This window comes from Treponema lecithinolyticum ATCC 700332 (assembly GCA_000468055.1).
Lineage (GTDB): Bacteria > Spirochaetota > Spirochaetia > Treponematales > Treponemataceae > Treponema_C > Treponema_C lecithinolyticum.
The window spans coordinates 240,517-263,755 of sequence record KI260569.1; the positions used below are offsets into that span (position 1 = coordinate 240,517).

General features: G+C 42.3%; 19 protein-coding genes. 16 read left to right on the forward strand and 3 right to left on the reverse strand.

Features of this window, described 5'->3' with window-relative positions; all coding sequences use genetic code 11:
• Positions 1 to 144 precede the first annotated feature (144 nt).
• From HMPREF9193_RS09215 to HMPREF9193_RS09225, 3 genes are all read right to left on the reverse strand, one after another.
• Positions 145 to 1,050, reverse strand: a complete 906-nt coding sequence (locus HMPREF9193_RS09215) for a carbohydrate ABC transporter permease (RefSeq protein WP_040848074.1) — start codon at positions 1,048 to 1,050, stop codon at positions 145 to 147.
• Positions 1,051 to 1,100: 50 nt separating this feature from the next.
• On the reverse strand, positions 1,101 to 2,030 hold the full coding sequence (locus HMPREF9193_RS09220) for an ABC transporter permease (protein WP_021687858.1): 930 nt from the start codon (positions 2,028 to 2,030) through the stop codon (positions 1,101 to 1,103).
• Between the two features lie 168 nt (positions 2,031 to 2,198).
• Complete coding sequence (locus HMPREF9193_RS09225) at positions 2,199 to 4,391, reverse strand: helix-turn-helix transcriptional regulator (RefSeq protein ID WP_021687859.1); 2,193 nt, start codon at positions 4,389 to 4,391, stop codon at positions 2,199 to 2,201.
• 107 nt (positions 4,392 to 4,498) lie between these two features.
• On the opposite strand from HMPREF9193_RS09225, the gene HMPREF9193_RS09230 reads away from it, so the two are divergent.
• The 16 genes from HMPREF9193_RS09230 (at position 4,499) to HMPREF9193_RS09305 (ending at position 23,238) form a co-directional block, all read left to right on the forward strand.
• Positions 4,499 to 5,542, forward strand: coding sequence for an ABC transporter substrate-binding protein (locus HMPREF9193_RS09230; RefSeq protein ID WP_021687860.1), 1,044 nt, complete (start codon positions 4,499 to 4,501; stop codon positions 5,540 to 5,542).
• A 69-nt stretch (positions 5,543 to 5,611) separates the two neighbouring features.
• Positions 5,612 to 7,324, forward strand: coding sequence for an ABC transporter permease (locus tag HMPREF9193_RS09235; protein WP_021687861.1), 1,713 nt, complete (start codon positions 5,612 to 5,614; stop codon positions 7,322 to 7,324).
• A gap of 11 nt (positions 7,325 to 7,335) precedes the next feature.
• Positions 7,336 to 8,415: an ABC transporter ATP-binding protein gene (locus HMPREF9193_RS09240; protein WP_021687862.1), complete on the forward strand. Its 1,080-nt coding sequence runs from the start codon at positions 7,336 to 7,338 to the stop codon at positions 8,413 to 8,415.
• 32 nt (positions 8,416 to 8,447) lie between these two features.
• Positions 8,448 to 9,635 (forward strand): glycoside hydrolase family 88 protein, encoded by a 1,188-nt coding sequence (locus HMPREF9193_RS09245; RefSeq protein WP_021687863.1) that lies wholly within the window; start codon positions 8,448 to 8,450, stop codon positions 9,633 to 9,635.
• 18 nt (positions 9,636 to 9,653) lie between these two features.
• Positions 9,654 to 10,568 carry an ABC transporter permease gene (locus tag HMPREF9193_RS09250; protein WP_021687864.1) on the forward strand — a complete coding sequence of 305 codons (915 nt, stop codon included), beginning with the start codon at positions 9,654 to 9,656 and terminating at the stop codon, positions 10,566 to 10,568.
• Between the two features lie 15 nt (positions 10,569 to 10,583).
• On the forward strand, positions 10,584 to 11,483 hold the full coding sequence (locus tag HMPREF9193_RS09255; protein ID WP_021687865.1) for a carbohydrate ABC transporter permease: 900 nt from the start codon (positions 10,584 to 10,586) through the stop codon (positions 11,481 to 11,483).
• Between the two features lie 2 nt (positions 11,484 to 11,485).
• A complete protein-coding gene (locus HMPREF9193_RS09260) occupies positions 11,486 to 12,286 on the forward strand; it encodes a hypothetical protein (protein WP_021687866.1) in 801 nt (266 codons plus the stop codon).
• Positions 12,287 to 12,399: 113 nt separating this feature from the next.
• Positions 12,400 to 13,956, forward strand: coding sequence for an extracellular solute-binding protein (locus tag HMPREF9193_RS09265; protein WP_021687867.1), 1,557 nt, complete (start codon positions 12,400 to 12,402; stop codon positions 13,954 to 13,956).
• Between the two features lie 17 nt (positions 13,957 to 13,973).
• Positions 13,974 to 15,656 (forward strand): DUF4091 domain-containing protein, encoded by a 1,683-nt coding sequence (locus HMPREF9193_RS09270; RefSeq protein WP_040848205.1) that lies wholly within the window; start codon positions 13,974 to 13,976, stop codon positions 15,654 to 15,656.
• Between the two features lie 32 nt (positions 15,657 to 15,688).
• Positions 15,689 to 16,546, forward strand: a complete 858-nt coding sequence (gene kduI / locus HMPREF9193_RS09275; protein WP_021687869.1) for a 5-dehydro-4-deoxy-D-glucuronate isomerase — start codon at positions 15,689 to 15,691, stop codon at positions 16,544 to 16,546.
• A gap of 86 nt (positions 16,547 to 16,632) precedes the next feature.
• Positions 16,633 to 17,391 (forward strand): 2-dehydro-3-deoxy-D-gluconate 5-dehydrogenase KduD, encoded by a 759-nt coding sequence (kduD, locus tag HMPREF9193_RS09280; protein ID WP_021687870.1) that lies wholly within the window; start codon positions 16,633 to 16,635, stop codon positions 17,389 to 17,391.
• A 100-nt stretch (positions 17,392 to 17,491) separates the two neighbouring features.
• The gene (locus HMPREF9193_RS09285) at positions 17,492 to 18,763 is read left to right on the forward strand and encodes an ABC transporter substrate-binding protein (protein WP_040848077.1); all 1,272 of its coding nucleotides are present in this window, start codon (positions 17,492 to 17,494) and stop codon (positions 18,761 to 18,763) included.
• A 124-nt stretch (positions 18,764 to 18,887) separates the two neighbouring features.
• The gene (locus HMPREF9193_RS09290) at positions 18,888 to 19,700 is read left to right on the forward strand and encodes a carbohydrate ABC transporter permease (protein ID WP_245565503.1); all 813 of its coding nucleotides are present in this window, start codon (positions 18,888 to 18,890) and stop codon (positions 19,698 to 19,700) included.
• 3 nt (positions 19,701 to 19,703) lie between these two features.
• Positions 19,704 to 20,573: a carbohydrate ABC transporter permease gene (locus HMPREF9193_RS09295; protein WP_021687873.1), complete on the forward strand. Its 870-nt coding sequence runs from the start codon at positions 19,704 to 19,706 to the stop codon at positions 20,571 to 20,573.
• Between the two features lie 8 nt (positions 20,574 to 20,581).
• The gene (locus tag HMPREF9193_RS09300; protein ID WP_021687874.1) at positions 20,582 to 21,766 is read left to right on the forward strand and encodes an enolase-like domain-containing protein; all 1,185 of its coding nucleotides are present in this window, start codon (positions 20,582 to 20,584) and stop codon (positions 21,764 to 21,766) included.
• Between the two features lie 47 nt (positions 21,767 to 21,813).
• Positions 21,814 to 23,238 (forward strand): sulfatase family protein, encoded by a 1,425-nt coding sequence (locus HMPREF9193_RS09305; RefSeq protein WP_021687875.1) that lies wholly within the window; start codon positions 21,814 to 21,816, stop codon positions 23,236 to 23,238.
• The last annotated feature ends 1 nt before the right edge of the window (position 23,239 follow it).

Consider the following 23,239-nt stretch of genomic DNA (forward strand, 5'->3'; position numbering starts at 1 on the left):
CTATACGGAGATCATCCGCCGCAAACCGGCGGAAAGTACAGTTCGACAAACAACGTTTTCGAACCGAAAACACCGGCTGACGTTTGCAGCTTGCCGGCGCTTCTCCTTTATGCGATGGCGTTTTATACCTTATAAAAACGCCTGTCAGCCTTTGTTAGCGCCGAGCGTAATACCGCTCCTAAAATACTTTTGTACATACGGATATGCGACCAGCATGGGCACAATCGCTATAATGATAATCGCATAAATAACCGTCAGCGGCGACCACGTGGAATTAAATGTTACGATTTGCGCTTCGGTTTCGTTTGAAATTTTATTGACAATCAGTTTTTTAAGCAAAACCTGCAGCGGCATTTTATTGTCGTCCGTAAGCAAATTCATTGCCCAAAAGTAACCGTTCCAGCGGTTAACACCGTAAAAAAGCCCGACCGTTGCAAGAGCCGGCTTGGAAAGCGGCAGGTAAATCATTGAAAAAATCCGCAAATTACCCGCACCGTCGATAAAAGCAGCTTCTTCAAGCGAAGACGGCACTTGTTCAAAAAAGCTTTTTAAGATAATCAAATTGTACGTATTGAGCGCAAAACCGCCTAAAACGGCAAAGCGCGTATTAAGTAAATGATAATCTCGGAACGTCATATACAGCGGAATAATTCCCGCACTGAACCACATGGTAAACACAACAAAAATAGTCAGCCATTTGCGCGCAAGCAAACGCGTTTTACTTAAAGCGTATGCCATAGTGGCGGTAAAAAACATATTAAACAGCACACCGAACACGGTATAAAAAATCGTATTGCCGTAAGCAATCCAAATGCTGTTTTTTGCAAACGCTTGTTTGTAGCTGTCGAGCGTAAAACCGATAATGCGGAACATTACGTCTCCGTTTTCCACATAGTAAGGCTTACTGAACGAAGCGATAAACACATAATACAGCGGATACAGTGCAAGCACCGTTATCAATATACCGAACACGTTCATAATGTTATTAAACATATGCTCGCCGCTGCCGATTACTTTTATACTTTCATCTTTACCGAATTTCTGTTTCATATAATACCCTTTGCTCTTTTGCAGTACTTGTTGCTTAGTACACCCGTTAATTACCACAACGAATTTTCGGTAACGCGTTTGCTGATTTTATTTGCAACGCTTACCAAAATAAGAGCCACTACGGCTTCAAATAAACCGGCTGCCGTAGCCAAACCGTAGTCGCCGTTTTCTATACCTATTCGGTACGAATACGTACTGATAACGTCGGCAACCGGATATGTCGTCGGCTGGTACAAAAGCAAAATAGACTCATAGCCTACTTTTACCATCTTTCCGATGTTCATAATAAACATAGTAATAACTGTAGGCAAAATACCGGGAACAGTTATGTGCACAATGCGTTTCCATTTGTTCGCCCCGTCCACAATCGCCGCTTCGTATAGCTGCGAATCTATACCCATAATTGCAGCAATGTACACGATTGCGTTAAAACCCGCCGTTTGCCACAGCGTCATCATCGTATATATAAGACGGAAATATTTGGGTTCTACCATAAAATATACGGGAGTAAAACCCAATTTTTTTATTATTAAATTAACTATACCCGTACTCGGCGAAAGAAAGTTTATAACCATACCGCACACAACTACTACCGAAATAAAATACGGCAAAAAAGTAGCGGTTTGTGTCAGCTTTCTGATAAAACGGTTTTTCATTTCCGTTACCGCTATGGCAAGCACAATGGGAAGCGGAAAACAAATAAATATTTGCCATAACGCTATCATCAGCGTATTTTTTATCGTACGCACAAAATCGGGACCGTTTATAAATTCGGAAAAATTGGCAAACCCGACAAAGGTGCTTCCCGCCAAACCTTTAAATACGTTGTAATCGTAAAAAGCCGTTATAAGGCCTGCCATGGGCTTGTAGCAAAACAGCAAATACCACACAAAACCGGGCAAAAGCAGCAGGTATAAATCCCAATCTTTTGCAATTTTGTTCAGTACGCTTTCTTTTTTGTTTTGAACGATTTTAGTCACCGCACGCCCTCCTTATTTTATTGTGAAGTATAAAAAAAGATTTGTAAATCATTATTTTTCCGCTTTTATCAACAATAAGCGTCAATACGCATTAGGCTGCGACGTACACCGCAGAGACGGTTACGGCGACTGCGGCTGAGCCGGCTATTCCGATTGCAGCGAGTACGTTTATTGCTCTTGTTGAGGCGCAATATTTTGCAGCACGCGATCGGCATATACTTGCGGGGATACGCCGGCATATTTATTGAACACGCGAATAAAACTGGTTGCGCTGTTAAAGCCGACTTTACCGGCAAGATCGACGGTTTTAACTAAAGGGTTTTCACAAATAATGTTTTGCGCTTTTTGTATACGCAGCGCATTAAGGTAATTCTTAAATGTATTATTGCTTAAGCGGGCAAACAGTTTGCTGCAGTATTTGGGAGTAATATTGAATTCGTCGGATAAATCCTGAAGCGATATATCGCGCTGAAAATTGCGACAAATATAATCGTTCATTAACTGAAGGATTTTTGTATCGGCGTCGAATTCTTTTTTTCTGACGGCATTCGCAATTTGAACGGCTATATTTTTTATTTCGTTAAAAGCTGTTTTGTCGGGCTGCCCCGTGTACAACGCGTTCCAATCCTCGGTTTTTCCGTACAATTGTTCGCTGGTTGTTTTTAATTCCTGCAAAGCCCGCATAAGGGTTGCCGAAAGTGCGTGTAACAAATTGCGCCGCGCCGAAAAAGACAAATCCTTATTACGTATATTTTCGTTTATAATTTCATCAAAACATACTGCCGTTTGCGTACTGCCTGCGATAACAAAATCGAGCAATTTTTTTTCGGTTGCAAGCGGATAATCGTAATGCTCCGCCGTGGCAAAGGCAACATCGCAAGCGGTTAAAATACTCGCGTGCGGACGGGTATGGCGGAATTCCAGCACATCGCGCGCTTGTTTTAGCGCTTCGGCTAAACACGCTTTTCCTTGAGTCGCACCGCTTAAAGCTGCCTGCATTCCCACAAACGCTGAATTTGAAAAAAGCTGCAGTTTTGCCAAAAACGTTTTTAGCTTTTCTTTTGCTTCGGTTTCGTCTGCGCAATCGAGTATTAGAGCAAACTCTTTTATGCCGTACTGTACATAATGTATGCCTTCTTCGCCGATCGAACAAGCTTCGGCGCACAGCTGCACATAGGGACGCCGGTCGCGCTCGGCGGTTCCTTCTTCCGCAGTTAATATAACCGAAGCGACAAAAAAAACATCCGTATTTTTTGCGTCTTCTTCGGATACTACTCCTTCAAGCAAGCCGCGGTTATATTTTTGAACGGCAAGAGCTTCGTTTTCTTCAATCGTTTTTTGCAGCTCTTGCGAAAGCAATTCCATTTTACGGCTATTTGTACGCAGTATTTCAAATTCGTCGTTTACCGCTCCCGCATTTTGCGGAATAAAGCGGCGTACAATTTCGCCCAAAGGAGAATACAAACGCCGTGCCGTGCGCGAAGCGGCGTATATGCATAAAATAAAAACACACAGTGAAAACACCAAGGGAACGGTTGCCAAGAGCAAGCGGACGGTTTTGCCGATACGGTATTCAACCGTCAAATTCCACGAGGGAATGTGCAGTGCTTGCGAATAAGATCGGTAATTTTTATTGTCCGCATGCATTGTGTTGCCGTTTTCGCCGCTTCGCGCATAAACCGAAACGCCGCGCGCAAGCGTAATGCAAAAGTTTTCGTTTTCGGCGGGTATAAACACGGGATCGGCAAACAGTTTTAAAACGACAAACGTAATTTGTGTTTTCCATTGTAAGCAGCGTATAAAATACAGTTCTTTTAATATGCCCGTGTTATCGTCGTATACGGGAAACACGGTTGTACCGTCTTGATTGCGCGCGGCATCACTAAGGCTTTTAAAACGTTCGGCGCTCAGCGATGTTTCGTATTTTACGTACCAGTCGCGCGGTCCCGAGCCTAAACCCGAAATAGTCATGGTATCGTAACGTTCGCCGATAACGGCAAGTTCGTAAGACAGTGGAGCGAGCTGGCTGGAAATGTTTTTTATATAACCGTACAGCACAACCGCTTTGGCGTAATAAGCGTTTGCGTTTTCGGCGTCCGCCCATTCGGCTAAATACGGATTTTTAATAAAATTATCCATAACGCCGGTTACTACGGCAGCGGCGGTATCGATAAGGTTGTAACGGTTTTGCGCAAAAGCTTTAAAAGCATTTTTTTCGTTTTCCGCCACGCGCAGCCCGATATAAAACGAAAACAGCGCAACCACTGCAGAAAATAAAACGGCGCTCCCTGTAAAAACGGCGAATAAACGTTTATAGTACTTTCCGCCGTAAAACCTGATGTCTGAAAGGCGCTTTTTCATCGCTTTAATTATAATACATAGTAAAAAATACCGCAATTAAAAAAAACTCCGGCTATTGACCCTTGTTTTTTCCCAAGAATAGGTTTATAGTTTTTACAGGAGTTACTATGAAAAAGCTATGGATAATTGCGTTGTGCGCCCTTGTAGCGACTGCGCTTTCCGCCGGCGGAGCAAAAGACCAAAATGCCGGAGAACTCGTTGTGTACGGTTCGTGTGAAGAAGAACACGTAGCCGCAATTTGCGCCAAATTCGAAAAACTTACCGGAATTAAAACAACCTTTCAAAGACTTTCCACCGGCGAAGTTTTTACGAAAATCGAAGAAGAAAACGGCAACCCGTCGGCAGACGTGTGGTTCGGCGGTACAACCGACCCGTATAATATGGCGGCAAAAAAAGGTTTGCTTTACCCGTACAAAGCGGAAAATGCAAAACACCTTATCGGTCAGCAGTACAAAGACAAAGACGATAACTGGTACGGTATTTACCGTGGCATTTTAGGCTTTTTTTGGAACAAAGAAGAGTTGGCTCGCTTAGGTTTGCAGCCGCCCAAAGATTGGGATGATTTATTAAAACCCGAATACAAAGGGCTTATTTCTTTTGCAAACCCCAACACTGCCGGAACCGGCAAATTAATCGTTAACACAATCGTTCAAATGCGCGGCGAAAAAGAAGCTATGAAATATTTTGCCGCACTGGATAAAAACATAGCTCAGTATACAAAATCCGGTTCCGGTCCGTCTAAAATGGTTCCCACCGGCGAAATCGTTATCGGTATCGGCTTTTTGCACGACATCGTATATCAAACGGTCGACAACGGTTACAACAACCTCGGTATGACCGCCCCCGCTTCCGGCACCAGCTACGAAATCGGCGCAACGGCAATATTCAAAGGAGCAAAAAACCTTGAAAACGCAAAAAAATTCATTGAATACGCTCTTTCGCCCGATTGTGTAAACCTTGCACAGGAAAACGGCGCATATCAGTTCCTCGTTATAGATAATGCTAAACCAGTTGAACCTGCCGTAAAATTCGGCTTGGATAAAATCAAAACAATCAATTACGATTTTGAAGACGCTGCGGTAAACGGTCCCAAATATATAAAAGAATTCTTTGAGACCATTGCAAACGACGATCGTATTAAAACAAAATAACAAAACAAAGGGGGATGTCTTAAAAACTAAAATTTTCGGACATCCTCGTATTACAATACAGGAAGCTTTATGTCTTTTTCACAGCGAAAAGAACTCGACAGAAAAAAACTGTTTGCCGACCCGTTTTTAATAACGGTTATTGTCGGTATTTTTTTGTTTTTAATATTTTTTATTCTCTATCCGTTAAGTATACTTTTAGTCGACAGTATGTATGTGGATGAGCGCTTTTCGCTGTCCGTGTTTTTTAGAGTATTGCAAATGCATTCCTTTAGAACAGCTATAACCAATACGCTGTTTTTAGGAATGATTACCGGCATTACGGCAACTTTGATAGGCTTTTTATTTGCATACGTAGATGCGTACGTTAATACCGGTTCAAAAGCGCTCAAAGGACTGTTTAACGCCGTTTCGATTTTACCCGTTGTTTCGCCGCCTTTTGTACTGTCGCTTTCGGCAATTCTTTTATTCGGCAGAACCGGAATCGTTACCAGACACTGGCTCAATTTAAACAGCACCGGTTTGTACGGACTTCCCGGCATTGCCCTCGTGCAAACACTAACTTTTTTTCCGGTATGCTATCTTATGCTCAAAGGTTTGCTTAAAAATATAGACCCTTCGCTTGAAGAAGCCGCACGCAACATAGGCGCTTCGCGCTGGCATGTATTTAAAACGGTTACCCTGCCCCTTTTGCTGCCGGGTTTGGGCAATGCATTTCTTATTACGTTTATAGAATCGGTTGCAGACTTTGCCAACCCGATGATTATCGGCGGTAACTACGATACACTTGCAACCTCAATATACCTTCAGCTGACCGGCGCGTACGATAAAAGCGGTGCTGCAGCAATGGCTGTTGTGCTTTTAACCATATCTATGGGCTTGTTCCTTATGGAAAAATACTATTTGGAGCGTAAATCGGTCGCGACTTTAACGGGCAAAGCTTCACGCGAACGGCTGCTTATGAACGATAAAAGCGTACGCATTCCGCTCATCGCTTTTTGCATTATCGTTACGCTGTTTGTTCTGATTATGTACGCTTTGGTACCTTTTGGCTCGCTATTTAAACTGTGGGGACGCGATTTTTCGCTGTCGCTTAAATGGTACCATTACGTGTTCAAAAATAACGGCTACCGCGTTTTTACGGACTCCATTTTACTTTCGTTAATTGCTTCTCCTTTAACCGCTCTTTTGTCTATGATGATTTCGTATTTAGTTGTAAAACGTAACTTTAAAGGCAAAGCACTTATGGAATTTACCGCTATGCTTGCAATGGCGGTTCCGGGAACCGTTTTAGGTGTCGGCTTTATACGCGGCTTTAACAGCGGATTATTCCACAGCGGATTTTTGCAAGGTTTGTATGGAACGGGCACCATATTGGTAATAGTCTTTATCGTGCGCTCGCTTCCCGTCGGCACCAGAAGCGGTATAGCGGCATTGCGCCAAATAGATAAATCAATTGAAGAATCCGCATACGATTTGGGAGCAAACAGCGCAAAAGTATTCACTTCGGTTACGCTTCCGCTTATTAAAGAATCTTTTTTTAGCGGCTTGGTAACCACATTTGTGCGCTCCATAACTGCAATTTCGGCAATTATTTTGCTGGTAACCCCCAAATATCTTTTAATAACCGTACGCATAAACGAACATGCGGAAAAAGGAAATTACGGCGTTGCCTGCACCTATGCCACTATTTTAATACTGATTACATACACGGCTATCGTCATTATGAATATACTGTTAAAAAAATTCGGTACAAGTAAACAAAGTCGTAATTCCGTGCGGTAAAGGGGAGACAAATGGAAAAATCTTCAAAAGGCGTACGCCTTGAACATATAACAAAAATCTACCGCGATCCGAAAACCAAAAAGGAATTCGCTGCCGTAAACGATGTAACGCTTAACATAAAACCGGGCAGTTTTGTAACGCTGCTGGGACCTTCCGGCTGCGGTAAAACTACGACGCTTCGTATGATTGCCGGCTTTGAAAGTCCGGACAAAGGCGAAATATATTTGGGCGATCAAGCCATCAACGCTTTAACGCCGAACAAGCGCGACACGGCGATGGTTTTTCAAAGCTATGCGCTTTTACCGCACTACAACGTATTCGACAACGTTGCCTACGGCTTAAAGCTGCGCAAAGTACCCAATGACGAAATACGCCGGCGCGTGCTCGACATGCTTAAACTGGTTGAACTGGAAGGCTTGGAAGAGCGCATGACCAATCAGCTGTCAGGCGGTCAGCAGCAGCGGGTTGCATTGGCGCGCGCTTTGGTGGTGGAGCCGGGCGTTTTGCTGTTCGATGAACCGCTTTCTAACCTCGACGCAAAACTGCGCGTCGCAATGCGAACGGAAATCAGAAAGATTCAGCAAGCGGTCGGCATAACGGCAATTTACGTAACCCACGATCAAGCCGAAGCGATGAGCTTATCCGACGAAATAATTATTATGCACAAAGGAGTCATTGCGCAAATCGGCAGCCCCGAAAAAATTTATTACAAACCGAACAGTGAATTCGTCGCCGACTTTATCGGAGAAGTAAATTTTTTGGACGGTACGGTCGTTTCTTTGAACGGTGCAACCGCTTCGGTTACGGTCGGCAATTCGCGCATTCAAGCTGCGGCAAACGAAAACTTACAAGAAGGTTCAAAATGCAAAATCGTACTGCGCCCCGAATCGGTGTCGTTATCGGATACGGGAATTCTTCCTTGTAAAGTAAGCCTTTCTACTTTTATGGGCGCTTATCAATACTATTGGGCGCAAACAGACGGCGGAACGGTAAAAATTACCGACTATAATCCGCAAAATAAAAAAATCTACCGTGCAGGCGATAAAGCATTTTTGACATTCGACAGTTCAAATCTGCACATACTGCCGTAAAACACGTAAAACATACCGGAGGCATTTTACTTATGAAAAACATCTTAACCGAACCGATTAAAAATCCCGAACGCTTTTTGTGTAAAAAGCTCGACAAAGCGTATATTGAACAAGCAATTAGCAAAGTGCTGAAAAAGATAGATATAATGATGGAGCGCTTCGGCGAACGCTTTCCCTTTTGCGCAAGCGAAAATGGAAAATACGAAGTTATTGAAAACATAGAATGGACAACCGGTTTTTGGACAGGCATGCTCCACCTTGCTTATGAATACACAGGCAACGAAAAATACCGCGCGCTTGCGGACAAACACGTGCTTTCATTTAAAGAACGCATAGAACGCAAAGGAAAAGACGTTCAGCACCACGATTTGGGCTTTTTATACACCCTCTCCTGCATTGCCGCTTACAAAGTATACGGAAACGAAACGGCAAAAAAAGCCGCGTTGGAAGCTGCCGATTTTTTATGTACGCGTTATTTAAAAAATGCAGGCATTATTCAAGCATGGGGCGATTTAAACGATCCTGAACAACAGGGACGCATGATTATAGACTGCAACTTAAACTTACCGCTTTTGTATTGGGCAAGCGAAACAACGGGAAACGGCGAATATAAAAAAATCGCATACACGCACGTAAAAAATGCGCAAAAATACATTATCCGCGAAGACGCATCCACTTTTCACACTTTTTATATGGACGTTGAAACGGGAAAACCGAAGTTCGGTAAAACGCACCAAGGTAAATCGGACGACTCGTGCTGGGCGCGCGGACAAGCATGGGGCGTATACGGCTTTATGCTGTCTTACGCATATACAAAAGACGTTTCGCTTTTGGAAACGGTACAAAAGTTAACTGCGTATTTTTTAAACAGACTACCGGACGATCTTATTCCCTATTGGGATTTGTCGATTGCAAATGGTTCGGATGAACCGCGCGACAGCTCTTCTGCGGCAATTGTAGTGTGCGGGCTTTTGGAATTGCTTAAATATCTTCCGCTTACCGATGAAAAGCGCGGTTTTTATGAAAACGTCGTATATGCAATGGTAAAAAATATGAACGAATTGTACGTTAGCACCGACAGCACCGAAGACGGAGTTTTAGCTCATTCAACTTATGCTCTCCCCCAAGGCAAAGGTATAGACGAATTTTGTTCGTGGGGTGATTATTATTATTTTGAAGCTTTAATGCGTATGTATAAAACATGGCAGCCGTATTGGTAAACGGCATACGGAAATAATATGCAAAAAAACAAAAGAAAAAGCAAAATAAACAGCGACCAAAAAACTTTATATCTAATCGCTTTACCCTGTTTTTTGTGGTATGTTATTTTCGAATACAAGCCCATGTACGGTCTTTTAATCGCTTTTCAAGACTACAGTCTTTTTAAAGGCATATGGGGGAGCACATGGGTCGGACTAAAAAATTTTGCCGATTTTTTAAGCAGCCCTTATTTTTATACTACGGTAAAAAACACGCTCGTATTGAATTTATGGGCTTTGTTTTTAGCGTTTCCCTTTGCAATTTTATTTGCTTTGCTTTTAAACGAAGTGCGCAACCGGTATTTAAAAAAAATTATACAAACCGCTTCGTTTTTGCCTTATTTTATCGCAGTTGTAGTAGCGTGCGGTATTCTTATAAACATGCTTTCTCCTTCAATTGGTATTATTAATCACTTGATAGAAAAAGCAGGCGGACAGCGGACATATTTTTTAGCTGCACCCGAATGGTTTCCTCCGATATTTACCGGCTTGGGCATTTGGAAACATACCGGCTTTAATGCGGTTATTTATCTTGCAGCTCTTACATCAATCGATGAAAATTTGTACGAAGCCGCCAAAATCGACGGCGCAAACAAATGGCAGCAAATTATCCGCATAACCATACCGTCGATTATTCCTACTATTGTGGTTATGCTCGTATTAAGAATCGGCAGTATGCTGAATGTCGCCTTTGAAACAGTATTGCTTTTATACCAGCCGGCAACCTATGCTACATCCGACGTTATAAGCACATACGTATACCGCTTGGGTATGGAACAGCAAAACTTCGGACTTGCTACCGCAGTAGGTATGTTTAACGCCATAGTAGGCTTTATTTTAGTGTACAGTTCCAATAAATGGAGCAAAAAAATAAGCGAAATTAGCTTATGGTAAAAAAAAGGAATCGCTATGAATAAAAGCCGTATACAAAAAAAAGTTCGCAAAGGTATGGATGAAACTATATTTTATGCATGTAATACCGTTTTTTTAATTACGGTAAGCATACTGTTTTTATACCCTATCATATACGTTTTTTCTGCATCGTTGAGTAAACCCGTGCACCTTATGCTCGGCGATATCGTATTATTTCCCAAAGGCTTTACATTCGATTCGTACAAAGAAGCTATACGCATTCCGAATTTTTGGCTTTCGTACTGGAACAGCATTCACATTACCGCAATCGGAACAATTGTCAATATGTTTTTTACCGTTACGGGAGCTTATGTTTTATCCAAACGGGAATTAAAAGGACGTACTTTTTTAATAATAGCAGTTGTTGTCGTTATGTGGTTTGATCCCGGACTTATACCGCGCTATTTAAATTTCCGCAGCTTGCATTTAATAAACAAGTACACGGCGGTTATATTAGGTTTTAGCGTAAATACGTTTAATTTAATTATTTTAAAAAGTTTTTTTGAAACAGTGCCAAAATCTTTGGAAGAATCCGCACGCATAGACGGAGCCGGACAATGGACTATTTTACGCAAAATATACATACCGCTGTCCGGCTCGGCGTTAACAACGGTAGCGCTTTTTTATGCGGTAAGCCGCTGGAACGGTTATTTTTGGACAATGATATTGCTTACCGACGATAAAAAAGCGCCGCTGCAAGTTTTATTAAAAAAACTGATTGTAGAAAAAAACGTAACGGCTGAAGCCGGCTCTTTAATGAATAAAGCCGGAACCGCTTCTTCCGACACTATCATCTATGCCGTTATCGTACTGTCGATTATTCCCATTATGTTGGTATACCCTTATGTACAAAAATTTTTTAGAAAAGGCATCACTTTAGGAGCCGTAAAAGGATAAAAATGAAAAACACATTAACATTTGAAATTAAAAACAAAAGCGGTGAAGTTCTCGCAAAACAAAGCGGACAAGATTTTGTACACTTGGTTTATGAAAACGAATACGCAGAAGGCGACTGCATTGTATTTTCCGTATCGCAAAAAAAAAGCTTTTTGGTTATTCAATTCGATACGGTTTTAAACCCCGCGTTCGTGTATATAAAAGAACATACGTTTGTATACGAAATTCCGTTCGGAGAAAAACGCTTTTCTTACGACCCCAAAACTTTCACCGGTAATCTGCATTTGCTAAAAGCCCGTGCAGCTCGGCCTGAAGAAATCGAAACATACAAAAACCTTGCATTAAACGACCACGATACGCACACAAACACTGCCTGCTTTCCACATGCAAAAGCCAATATCGAAACGCGCGGAGAATCAGTTTTTGCCGCACGCAATGCAATTAACGGCAATTGCGAAAATCGTTCGCACGGCAAATGGCCCTACGAATCGTGGGGTATCAACCGCGATCCGGAAGCTTTGCTTACGCTTGACTTCGGGCGCGAAATATACACGGATAAAATCGTATTGGTTTGCCGCGCCGATTTTCCCCACGACAATTATTGGAAACAAATAGAAATAGGTTTTTCAGACGGCAGTACACAAACGTTTTTTTTGGAAAAAAGCATTTTACCGCACGAAATCAAAATCCTTCCGAAAAAAACAACATATATAACTTTCGGAAAACTTATTAAAGACGAAACGCTCGATTCACCCTTTCCCGCACTGACTCAAATCGAAGTATACGGAACGGAAAGTACATAAAACATCTGTTATATCGTAAAAAATATCGACACTTCGTAAAAATACGTATTGACAGACGGAATAAGACATCTCATACTAAAGTTCCAAAGAATACGGACAATCGGAGGAAAACGATGGGAAAAAAAATTGCAGTACTGATAGTACTTGTAACTTGTGCAGGTCTTTTATTTGCTGCAGGCGGCTCTGAAAGCGCTAAAGCGGGAAATTCAAAACAATTAAGCATGCATTTGGTATTTAACGGTATAGTTTTTGATGAAAATTGGGACATTTACCGTTATGCAGCGGAAAAAACAGGAATTTCGCTTACCGGAACAGCTTCAAAAAACAATACCGATTCAAAACAAGCATTTAACTTAATGATAGCGTCCGGCAATTTGCCCGATATTATAAGCTATACCATAAGCGACCTTGAACTATTAGGATTTAAAGACGGTGCCGTTATCGACTTAAGCGATTTAATCGAAAAGCACGCGCCGAATATCAAACGGTTTATGAAAGAACATCCGCGTTTGGCAAAAGATATGTATGCATACAACGGAAAAATATATGCCCTTCCTACCTATTACGATTATGATAAACTAAACGTAACCACTACTATTTTTATCCGTACCGACTGGCTTAAAAAATTCAATTTAAAAGTACCGTCAACAATTGAAGAAATGGAAAAAGTATTAACAACAATTGTAAACGGTGATGCAAACGGCAACGGTAAAAAAGATGAAATAGGCTTATTCGGCAGGGGAACCGGAACTCAAACACCCTTGCGCAACAGCATGAACATGCTCGGAGCACGCTCCATAACCTCTTTTTATATTGATGAAAACGGGAAAATACAACATAACGTACTTGAGCCATCCTTTAAAACAGCGGTTGAAACAATGGCATCATGGTATAAAAAAGGTTTGGTAGATAAAGAAATATTTACACGCGGCTGGGCAGCCCGCGACCAATTGCTTCCAACCGATTTGGGAACGGCAACCTTTGACTGGCCGGCGTCCACTTCAGGCTATAATTATCGAAACGACACACCTGCAGGTTTTGAGTTTAAAGCAATACCGCCGCTTCGCGATAAAAACGGTAAATTAATTACTAAAAGCCCCAAACGGAATACTTCGGTTTCATGGGCATGGGGTATCAGCGCTACGGCAAAAGACCCCGTTGCCGCCATCAAATACATGGATTGGTGGTTTTCCGAAGAAGGCAGACGTACATGGAACTGGGGTATTGAAGGCAAGCATTACACTATGGTAAACGGCAAGCCGCAGTTTACCGATTACGTATTAAAAAATTCCGAAAATCTTACCCCCTTGCAAGTGCTGCATAAAGCGGGCGCGCAAGTTTCGGGTATCGGCGTACATCAAGATGCCGAATATGAATTTGCAACTGCCGCCAATGCCGTAGCGCTTGAAGCATGGAAAATATACATGGAAAACAACGGTACTGTTTCCGAAATTCCCATACTCAAATTTTCGCCGGAAGAACAAGCGGAAATAGCAAAAATAAAACCTGCCATCGATCAAACAACGAGCGAATACATACAAAAATGGATACTCGGCGCTTCCGACATCAATGCAGAATGGGACACTTACATAAAGCGCTTAAAAGAATTAGGACTTGATAAATTTATAGCACTGTATCAAAAAGCATACGATCGTTTTAACAAAAATTAATGATACTGGACTCGGTTATGGTTATAGCAAAAGAAATAAAAATCTACAACGTTTCGTCGCTTGAAAAAATTATGACAAGCAGACAGATGCATGAAGAACAAACCGACAGTGCTACGGCGCTTAGAGGAGAACGTTTTTCCTATCAAGCCGTACTGCAAGTAAAAGCAGAAGAACACTGCACTTCTTTTGCACAAATCAGCATAGAATCAAAACTGCTCGATTACTGCACCGTATACCGAGTCGGTACGGTTTGCGGACGTTATACCGCCCGCAAAGACCGTTGCGATCAAAATTACATTACAACCGAAGCAGGTTTGTTTCCCGATATACTCTACCCTATTAAAACCGAAAACGGCGTATTGCAAGAAAAAATGGTTTTAACTACCGAATACGCCGAATGTTTGTGGATTCAAGTAGACATACCCCAAGATATTCAGAGCGGACTTTATGAAATCGTTGTAAACGCATACGCTTGCGACGACAACATACAAAGCCGTTCGGTTTTTACGCTGCACATCGCCGAAGAAGTTTTACAAAAAGACTGTTTTAAGTATACCCAATGGCTGCACCTCGACTGCATAGCCGATTACTACGAAGATAAAATTTTTTCGGAAAGCCATTGGCAGCGTATTGAACAATTTGTAAAAACCGCATGCGAACACGGTATTTCTATGCTGTTGACCCCTGTTTTTACCCCGCCGCTCGATATGTATACCGGCGATGAGCGCAAAACGGTGCAATTGGTAGATATAGACTGTACGGACGGCGTATATTCGTTTTCGTTTGAACGTTTTCACCGTTTTGCTTTTTTGGCAAAAAAATACGGCGTACAGTATTTGGAAATAGCACACTTATTCAGTCAATGGGGGGTACATCATCCGGTACGTATAGAAGCGCGCGTTGACGGAAAGCACACCGTATTGTTCGACCGTCACACAGCAGCAAATGACGGCGCTTACGAGCAATTTTTATCGGTGTTTTTGCCGCGCTTGGTACAGGAAATAGAACAAGCCGGCTTTGCACAACACGCATATTTTCACGTATCCGACGAGCCTCACCTTGAAGACATTCAACGCTATGCGTATGCGCAAAGCATCGTAAAAAAATATATCGGAAACTACCCGATTATAGATGCGCTGTCGGATTACGAATTTATTGAAAAAGGAATTGCTCATACACCGGTGCCGGCAGTTAACAAAATCGCACCCTTTATAGAACACAAAGTACAGCCGCTGTGGACATACTATTGCTGCAGCCAAAACGTAAATGTAAGCAACCGTTTTTTAGCCATGCCCTCGTGGCGTAACAGGATTTTGGGCGTGCTATTGTATAAGTTCGACATCGACGGTTTTTTACATTGGGGCTATAATTTTTATTACAGCCAGTATTCAAAAACATTGATCGACCCGTTTACCGTTACCGACGCGCTCGGAGCTTTTCCGGCAGGCGATACGTTTAGCGTGTATCCGGGGAAAACGCAAACGCTTGCCTCGATTCGTTTAAAAGTGTTTTACGAAGCGCTGCAAGACAGATGGTTTTTAAAACAAATGGAAAAAAAGCTCGGAAAAAAACGCGTGCTTGCCGTACTTGAAGACGGACTGAACAGAGCGTTGCAATTTGACGAATTTCCTGCAAGTGCAGCCTACATTTTAAACATAAGAGAGCGTTTTTTAAATGAATTGAAAATGTCCGGAATTTAATATATACTACATTTATTATTCAGGAGGCAATTATGGACATTCGCTATTCGGTAAATCAACGTGATGTAAAACGGTACACTTCGCAAGAACTTCGCAACGAATTTTTAATCGAAAAAGTTTTTATAGAAGACGATGTAACCGCCGTATACAGCCACGTAGACCGCGTGGTTACTTTGGGCGCTTTACCTAAAACACAAAAGCTTAACATTGAAAAAAATATTGACTGTTGGAAAAACTTCGGCGTACATACGTTTTTAGAACGCCGCGAACTGGGCATTATCAATATCGGCGGAGAAGGAACCGTGTATGTAACGGACGCGCAAGGGGCGGCACAAACATATGATATGGGAACCTTGTACGGTTTATACCTTCCGATGGGAACAAAAAAAGTCGAATTTGAAAGCCTCGACAGACAAAAACCGGCAAAATTCTACATGTGTTCCGCCCCTGCACACAAAGCATTTCCTGCAAAACTGATTACGCAGGAAGCGGCGAACAAGGTGGCGCTCGGCTCTTCGGAAACTTCAAATAAGCGCGTTATCTATCAGTTTATTCACCCCGCCGTATTGGAAACCTGCCAGCTTTCGATGGGCTGCACCGCGTTGGACACCGGTTCGGTATGGAACACCATGCCTGTACACACACACGAGCGGCGTATGGAAGTTTACTTTTACTTTAATATCCCCGAAAACAATGTCGTGTTCCACTATATGGGCGAAGGGCAGGAAACCCGCCACATCGTTATGCAAAACGAACAAGCGGTCATCTCTCCGAGTTGGTCAATCCACTCCGGCTGCGGCACTTCAAACTATACGTTTATTTGGGCGATGGCAGGCGAAAATCGCGTATTCGACGACATGGACGGCATTAAAACAACCGACTTGCGCTGATACAGTAAAAGCGGCTGTTCTTCGGAGCTCCGCGCTATTTGTGCAGAGCTTTTAAATGTTCGACAAAAATACCTCAAGGAGTTAGCATGATTTTAGACGATTTTAAATTAACCGATAAAGTTGCAATCGTTACCGGATGCAATACCGGACTGGGACAAGGCATGGCATGCGCGCTTGCCGAAGCAGGCGCCGATATTTTCGGCGTATATCGAAGCGATGCGGGCGATACACCGGAACTTATAAAAAACTGCAGCAGACGTTTTGTCGGCATACAAGCCGATTTATCGGTAAGCTCAAACGCGTCCCTCATCGTTCAAAAAGCGATTGAAGCGTACGGTCACATAGATATTTTAATCAACAACGCCGGCATTATCCGGCGTGAAGACAGCATCAACTTTTCCGAAAAAGATTGGGACGATGTTTTAAATACCAATTTAAAAACCCTGTTTTTTTTGTCGCAAGCGGCAGCCGAACATTTTATCGCGCAAAAAAGCGGCAGAATTATAAACGTCGCTTCCATGCTTTCGTATCAGGGCGGCATACGGGTTCCGTCCTACACCGCTTCGAAAAGCGCCGTAAAAGGCTTAACGATGACGCTTGCAAACGAATGGGCGCAGTACGGCATAACGGTAAACGCTATCGCCCCCGGTTACATGGAAACAAACAATACCGCAGCATTACGCGCAGATGAAAAGCGCAATGCCGCTATTTTAGAGCGCATCCCTGCCGGAAGATGGGGAACCCCCGACGACATGAAAGGAGCGGTCGTTTTTTTGGCCTCAAAAGCGGCGTCCTATGTAAACGGCTTTACGCTTGCAGTCGACGGCGGCTGGCTGGCACGGTAAAAAGTTTTTAGAAAACGGATTTTAGGGCTGTTTCAAAAGCCGGTTGCTCTTTCGACAGCCCGTCAAATCTTTAAAAGCTTTTGTAAAGGAGGAGGAAAACATGAAAAAAAACATTGTATTCATCGGAATTGCAGTTGCAGCGGTACTTACAATTTTGACAAGCTGCAGCGCAAAAGGGCAAAGCAGCGCCGCTAAGGGAAACGGTAAAAAGTATGACGGTGTTAAACTCGTATACTGGTCGAACTGGGAAGCTACGGAACCGCAGGGTATTGTAATAGCGGAAACCGTAAAAGCATATGAAAAAGAAACCGGTATAAAAGTTGAATTGGAATTCAAAGGAAGACGGGGTATAAAAGAAGGTTTAATTCCCGCTTTGGATGCAAATCAGCAAATAGACTTATTTGAAGGACAAGAAAATAAAAGCAATTACGGAGAACGCACCATCAGCTTGGAAGATTTGGTAAAAAAAGCCGACTACGAAAAACGTACAAATCCGGTTATGATGAAACTGTCCAGAAGCTATACTAACGGCGTTTTAAAAGAAATTCCCTATCAATTCAAAGCAAACGCATACCTGTATAATAAAAAAATATTTAAGCAAGCAGGAATTCAAAAAGCACCGGAAAATTGGAACGATTTTTTGGACGCGTGCAAAAAAATAAAAGATGCCGGTTTTATTCCGTTAACCACCGACGATGCGTATACCCCCCAAGCTTTCGGCACTCACTTAGCCAGATTGATGGGCTCAAAGAATGTAGCGGATGTAGTACTCAATAACGGATGGGACAAGCCCGAAGTGTTGGCGGCTGCACAAGCTTTTGAACAGCTGGCGGCAAAAGGTTATTTTTCAAAATTGGTCGGTTCAAATGTATGGCCTACCGGACAAAATACGGAATTTGCAACGGGAAAGGTTGCCATGTACTGCGTCGGCACGTATTTGGTTAACGAAGTAAAAAATATTACGGGAAGCGACTTTGAATGGGGCTTTTTTAACTATCCGGAAGTAGAAGGCGGAATTAACGGCACAGAAGCTATGGTTATAGGAGCTCAAAGTTTTGCCATTACTTCAAAGTGTCAAAATCCGGAAGCGGCTTTCGGCTTAATCGAAAAACTGACGCGCGGCGAATATGATGCAAAACTGGCAAAAGAAAGTATCGGACTTCCTGCAGATTCGGAAAACAAAATATGGCCCGAGCAGCTTGCAGACGTAAAACCGTATTTCGATAACTGCAGCGAAATTTTTACCGTTGCAGGCGGCATACAAAGCAACCCCGACATTACCCCTGCATTAAAAGAAAACCTTCAAAAATTATATGCAGGAAAACTGACAGCAAAAGAATTCGTAGCGAATATGAAAAGCGCCGCAAAATAAAACAGAGATCATTACAATGCAAAATTGTACAAAACGCAACAGAAGTATGATTTTGACCTTTGTTATTCCCGGCACTGTACTGTTCGTTGGAGGATTTGTGTATCCTATTATCCGAACAGTAATTATGAGCTTTTTTGCTATTGAAGAAATTACCGATCCCGTATCCAAGTGGTCTTTTTACGGGCTCGGTAATTATCTCGGTTTGTTCCGCACCGGCTTATTTCAGCAAGCTATGCGCAATATTTTAAATATATGGGCTATAGGTGCGGCACTTACCTTGGGTATTTCTTTATTGCTTGCCGTAATTTTAACCGGCGGAGTAAAAGGAAAAGATTTTTTTCAAGCGGTTATTTACCTTCCGAATGTCATCAGTGCGGTAGCTATGGCTACCATGTGGATTCAATACGTATTTAATTCTTCTTACGGATTTTTAACGACTTTTTTTAACCGTATAGGATTACACAGCATAGCGGAAATACAATGGCTGGACAGCGAACATAAATTTTGGGCTCTTTTGCTTTCCTATTGCTTCGGCATGATCGGGCACCATATGCTTATATGGATAAGCGGCATTGAGCGAATTAACAAAGATTACTATGAAGCGGCAAGCATAGACGGTGCGGGCAAAACAGGACAATTTTTTCACATTACACTGCCGTTGTTAAAAGGAATTTTAAGAACAAATATTATTATGTGGTCAATCAGTATTGCCGGATTTTTTATTTGGTCTCAACTGTTTTCGCCGTTAACTCCCGATACTTCGACGATAGTTCCGATGGTGTACATGTACGTAAAACTGTTTGGAGCCGAAAGCGTTGACATTGTTTCCAGAAATGCGGGAAGCGGTGCGGCAATCGGCGTTATTTTATGTTTATCCGTGGTTACGATATTCAAGCTGTCAAATTTTTTGCTAAAAGACGACGATTTGGAGTTTTAGAATATGCATGTAAAACAAAGTACGGCGATTTATAAAAATACCATAAAACTTTTACCCGGCTATATCGTTTTAATAGGCTGGGTACTTTTTACGGTTATATTGCTCGGCTGGGTGCTGTCGGCAAGCCTTTCTACAACTTCCGAAATTTTTTCCGGCAATGTACTGAAATTCCCTTCGGGATTACATTGGGAAAACTATAAAAAAGCATGGATATCATCAAACGTTTCCGTTTTTTTTACTAATTCGCTCATTTACGCAACGATATCCTGTATATTGCTTATTATAATCTGTGCTCCGTACGCTTATACATTACAGCGTTTTAATTTTAGAGGCAAAAAGATTATTTATTCGACTTTGGCGGCGACAATGGGAGTCCCCATCGTTATGATAATCATACCCTTGTATACCATCATAGCGCAAACAGGCGTACTGAAAGCCCCTTTGTCAAACCGGATTGTGCTTATTACCCTGTTTACCAGTGTAAAAATCCCCTATACAACAACGTTTTTAATGGCATACTTTGCCAATATATCGAGCACGTACGAAGAAGCCGCCGCTATCGACGGTTGTCACCCTATTCGCACCTTTTGGAAAATTATTTTTCCATTGGCACAAGGCGGCATAATAACGGTAACTATATTTAATTTTATTAACATTTGGAACGAATATTTTCTTTCTTTGCTGTTCGTTAATTCGGATAAACTGCGCCCCGTAGCTTTAGGCTTATTTTCCATGATTAACGGTATGAAATATAGCGGAGATTGGTCTGGCTTATTTGCATCCGTTATTATCGTTTTTTTGCCGACTTTTATTTTATATTTATTTTTATCGAAAAAAATTATCGGCGGTATAACCGGCGGTATTAAAGGTTAAGGAAATCAATGGAAACATCAAACGGCAATTCGGCTTTCGACGAAAACATACCGCAGGTTTTGCGTAATATACACAGCCCCGTTACTGAAATTCGGCTGTATTTAAAAAATATCTACGCACGCAAATGTTTTAGCTTCGGCACATGGACCAGCCGGCAGCACCTTATACTGGCAATTCAAAGCAACAGCGAAACCGGTTTCGGCGAAAGCATTATCAGCGTTAATAAACCGGATATATCTTTGGATGAATGTATAGAGCATTGCCGTGCTTTAATCGGAAAAATGATAAGTCAAGCTCTTGTATATACCAGAAAAAAAAGAGGCGACTGGGCGGAACATTTTACCGAAATGACCGAAACGGCGCTGTTGGATGCAGCAGGAAAAATACTTAAACAAAGCGCCGTGCAGCTATTGGGTTTAAGCGGAAAAAAACCGGTAAACGGCGTATACGTTATATTAAGCGATGATACGGACGATATCGCCGTAAAAACCCGTTGGGCGGTTGAACAGGGTAAAGACACCTTTATAAAAGTAAAACTGTTCGGAAACGAAAAAACGGATTGCTCCATTATCCGGACAATCAGAAAGTATACAAGCGGAAAAAACACTTACCTTATAGGCGATGTAAACGGCGGTTACCGTATGCCCGGTGATACGGCGGATTTAGATGATATAGCAGAACATTTAGTAATGCTGCACAAAGAAGGTCTGAGTGCATGTGAAGATCCGGCTTACATTCCTTTGAAAGATTGGGTAACTCTTCAAAATAAAGTAGGAACTTTGCATTTAATACCCGACTACCCTTTGCGCCCGTCAAGAGAAGCGATTAAAACAATTGTACCGGGTATGGGACGTATTTATAACATTCACCCCGATTCGGCAGGTTCAATTTTAGATGCCGTGGCACTTGCACACAAAATAAAACAACTGGGAGCACAGCTTATGGTGGGGGATGACAGTTTAGTAGGTCCTGCAGCTTCGGTGTGGCAGCAGCTTGCCGTCGGCTTGGAAGCAGCATGGGTAGAAGCAACGGAAAAAGCCGAAGAAAGCGATTTTTACTATAAAGCAGTAATAAGTATTCCTACAGATAGTTCGCATAACCCCATTACTCCTAAAGACTGTCACGGTTTTGGTATTTATTTAAATGAAGACATATTAAAAGCAAATACCGACACGGTATTTACAATAGTATAAAAATACTACCGGCAGTTTAAAGGTATTTTACACGGAGCACATTAAACATGAAAAGAAAAAATTTATTGTATGTATTTGCAGACCAATGGCGTGCAAGTTCGTTAGGCTATGCCGGAGAAGAGCCGGTTGTAACGCCGCACATGGATGAGTTTTGCCGAGAGTCGATATATTGCGATCATACGTACAGTACGTTTCCTTTGTGCTCCCCTCACCGCGCAAGTCTTTTAACGGGTAAATACCCGCTTTCTTGCGGATTTTTTACCAATTGCAAAACAGGGCTGCCCTTAAGACTTTCAGACTCGGAAATAACAATAGCTCAAGTATTAAAGGATGCAGGCTATCATACCGGTTATATCGGAAAATGGCATTTGGATGAACCGGAGCAAAATCACTGCGCACACCCAAAATCGCATGCACAAGCATGGGACGCTTTTACTCCGCCCGGGAAACGACGGCACGGCTTTGATTTTTGGTATTCGTATGGAGCATGGGACGATCACTTGCACCCCCATTATTGGAAAGACAGTCCTAAAAAAATAGATATTGATCAATGGTCGCCCGAGCATGAAACATCCGTTGCCCTTTCCTATTTACAGGAAAGAAAAAATACCGAGCAGCCCTTTGCTTTATTTCTTTCTTGGAATCCGCCGCACAGCCCGTACAATATGGTACCGGAAAAATATAGGAGTTTATACGCTCAGCACAAACCAAGCACAAGAAAAAATGTACGAATACAGGGGGATTTTTTATATCATCACACAGGGGAAAAAGTTCCCATAGACGAAGCTTCTTTTAATTCCACTCTTACGGATTATTATGCCGCCATATCCGGTTTGGATGAACAATTCAGCCGTTTAATTCAGTACCTCAAAGAACAAAATTTATATGAAAACACCGTCGTTATTCTTTCCGCAGACCACGGCGATATGATGGGCTCGCACGGACTTATCGGCAAACATGTATGGTATGAAGAATCGGTAAAAATTCCGTATATCATACATTTTCCCGGAGTAAAAGCACACACGTGCAGTACATGCATGGGAAGCCAAGATATGATGCCGACGATATTGGGTATGCTGCAGCTTAATATACCTGCAAGCGTAGAAGGAACGGATTGCAGCGAAGCCGTGCTGCAGGGAAAAGAACAGCCGGAAAAAATGTGTTTTTTGTGCGGATGTCCGGGGAATGCCGAATACTTAAAAAAATACCGTGTGGCAGAAAAAAATCCGCAAGCTCACGGTTGGAGAGGGGTGCATACCGCACGGTACACCTATGTTGTGGATGCAGGTTACGAGCCGAAAAGCCTATTCACCCGTTTTTTATACGATAACGAACAAGACCCTTTTCAAATGCACCCCTTGAATATACACAACGGAAAAGCAAAGGAAATTGCACAGCGTTTGGAAAAAGAACTTGTTACATGGATAAAAAAACAAAAAGACGAATTTGAAATCACACTGCAAGAGAGGTAAT

Bases quoted from the DNA above. Each gene is read 5' to 3' on its own strand.
- HMPREF9193_RS09215 (WP_040848074.1), bottom strand. From the start codon at position 1,050: ATGAAACAGAAATTCGGTAAAGATGAAAGTATAAAAGTAATCGGCAGC.
- HMPREF9193_RS09225 (WP_021687859.1), bottom strand. From the start codon at position 4,391: ATGAAAAAGCGCCTTTCAGACATCAGGTTTTACGGCGGAAAGTACTAT.
- HMPREF9193_RS09230 (WP_021687860.1), top strand. From the start codon at position 4,499: ATGAAAAAGCTATGGATAATTGCGTTGTGCGCCCTTGTAGCGACTGCG.
- HMPREF9193_RS09235 (WP_021687861.1), top strand. From the start codon at position 5,612: ATGTCTTTTTCACAGCGAAAAGAACTCGACAGAAAAAAACTGTTTGCC.
- HMPREF9193_RS09240 (WP_021687862.1), top strand. From the start codon at position 7,336: ATGGAAAAATCTTCAAAAGGCGTACGCCTTGAACATATAACAAAAATC.
- HMPREF9193_RS09245 (WP_021687863.1), top strand. From the start codon at position 8,448: ATGAAAAACATCTTAACCGAACCGATTAAAAATCCCGAACGCTTTTTG.
- HMPREF9193_RS09250 (WP_021687864.1), top strand. From the start codon at position 9,654: ATGCAAAAAAACAAAAGAAAAAGCAAAATAAACAGCGACCAAAAAACT.
- HMPREF9193_RS09255 (WP_021687865.1), top strand. From the start codon at position 10,584: ATGAATAAAAGCCGTATACAAAAAAAAGTTCGCAAAGGTATGGATGAA.
- HMPREF9193_RS09260 (WP_021687866.1), top strand. From the start codon at position 11,486: ATGAAAAACACATTAACATTTGAAATTAAAAACAAAAGCGGTGAAGTT.
- HMPREF9193_RS09265 (WP_021687867.1), top strand. From the start codon at position 12,400: ATGGGAAAAAAAATTGCAGTACTGATAGTACTTGTAACTTGTGCAGGT.
- HMPREF9193_RS09270 (WP_040848205.1), top strand. From the start codon at position 13,974: ATGGTTATAGCAAAAGAAATAAAAATCTACAACGTTTCGTCGCTTGAA.
- kduI (WP_021687869.1), top strand. From the start codon at position 15,689: ATGGACATTCGCTATTCGGTAAATCAACGTGATGTAAAACGGTACACT.
- kduD (WP_021687870.1), top strand. From the start codon at position 16,633: ATGATTTTAGACGATTTTAAATTAACCGATAAAGTTGCAATCGTTACC.
- HMPREF9193_RS09285 (WP_040848077.1), top strand. From the start codon at position 17,492: ATGAAAAAAAACATTGTATTCATCGGAATTGCAGTTGCAGCGGTACTT.
- HMPREF9193_RS09290 (WP_245565503.1), top strand. From the start codon at position 18,888: ATGAGCTTTTTTGCTATTGAAGAAATTACCGATCCCGTATCCAAGTGG.
- HMPREF9193_RS09295 (WP_021687873.1), top strand. From the start codon at position 19,704: ATGCATGTAAAACAAAGTACGGCGATTTATAAAAATACCATAAAACTT.
- HMPREF9193_RS09300 (WP_021687874.1), top strand. From the start codon at position 20,582: ATGGAAACATCAAACGGCAATTCGGCTTTCGACGAAAACATACCGCAG.
- HMPREF9193_RS09305 (WP_021687875.1), top strand. From the start codon at position 21,814: ATGAAAAGAAAAAATTTATTGTATGTATTTGCAGACCAATGGCGTGCA.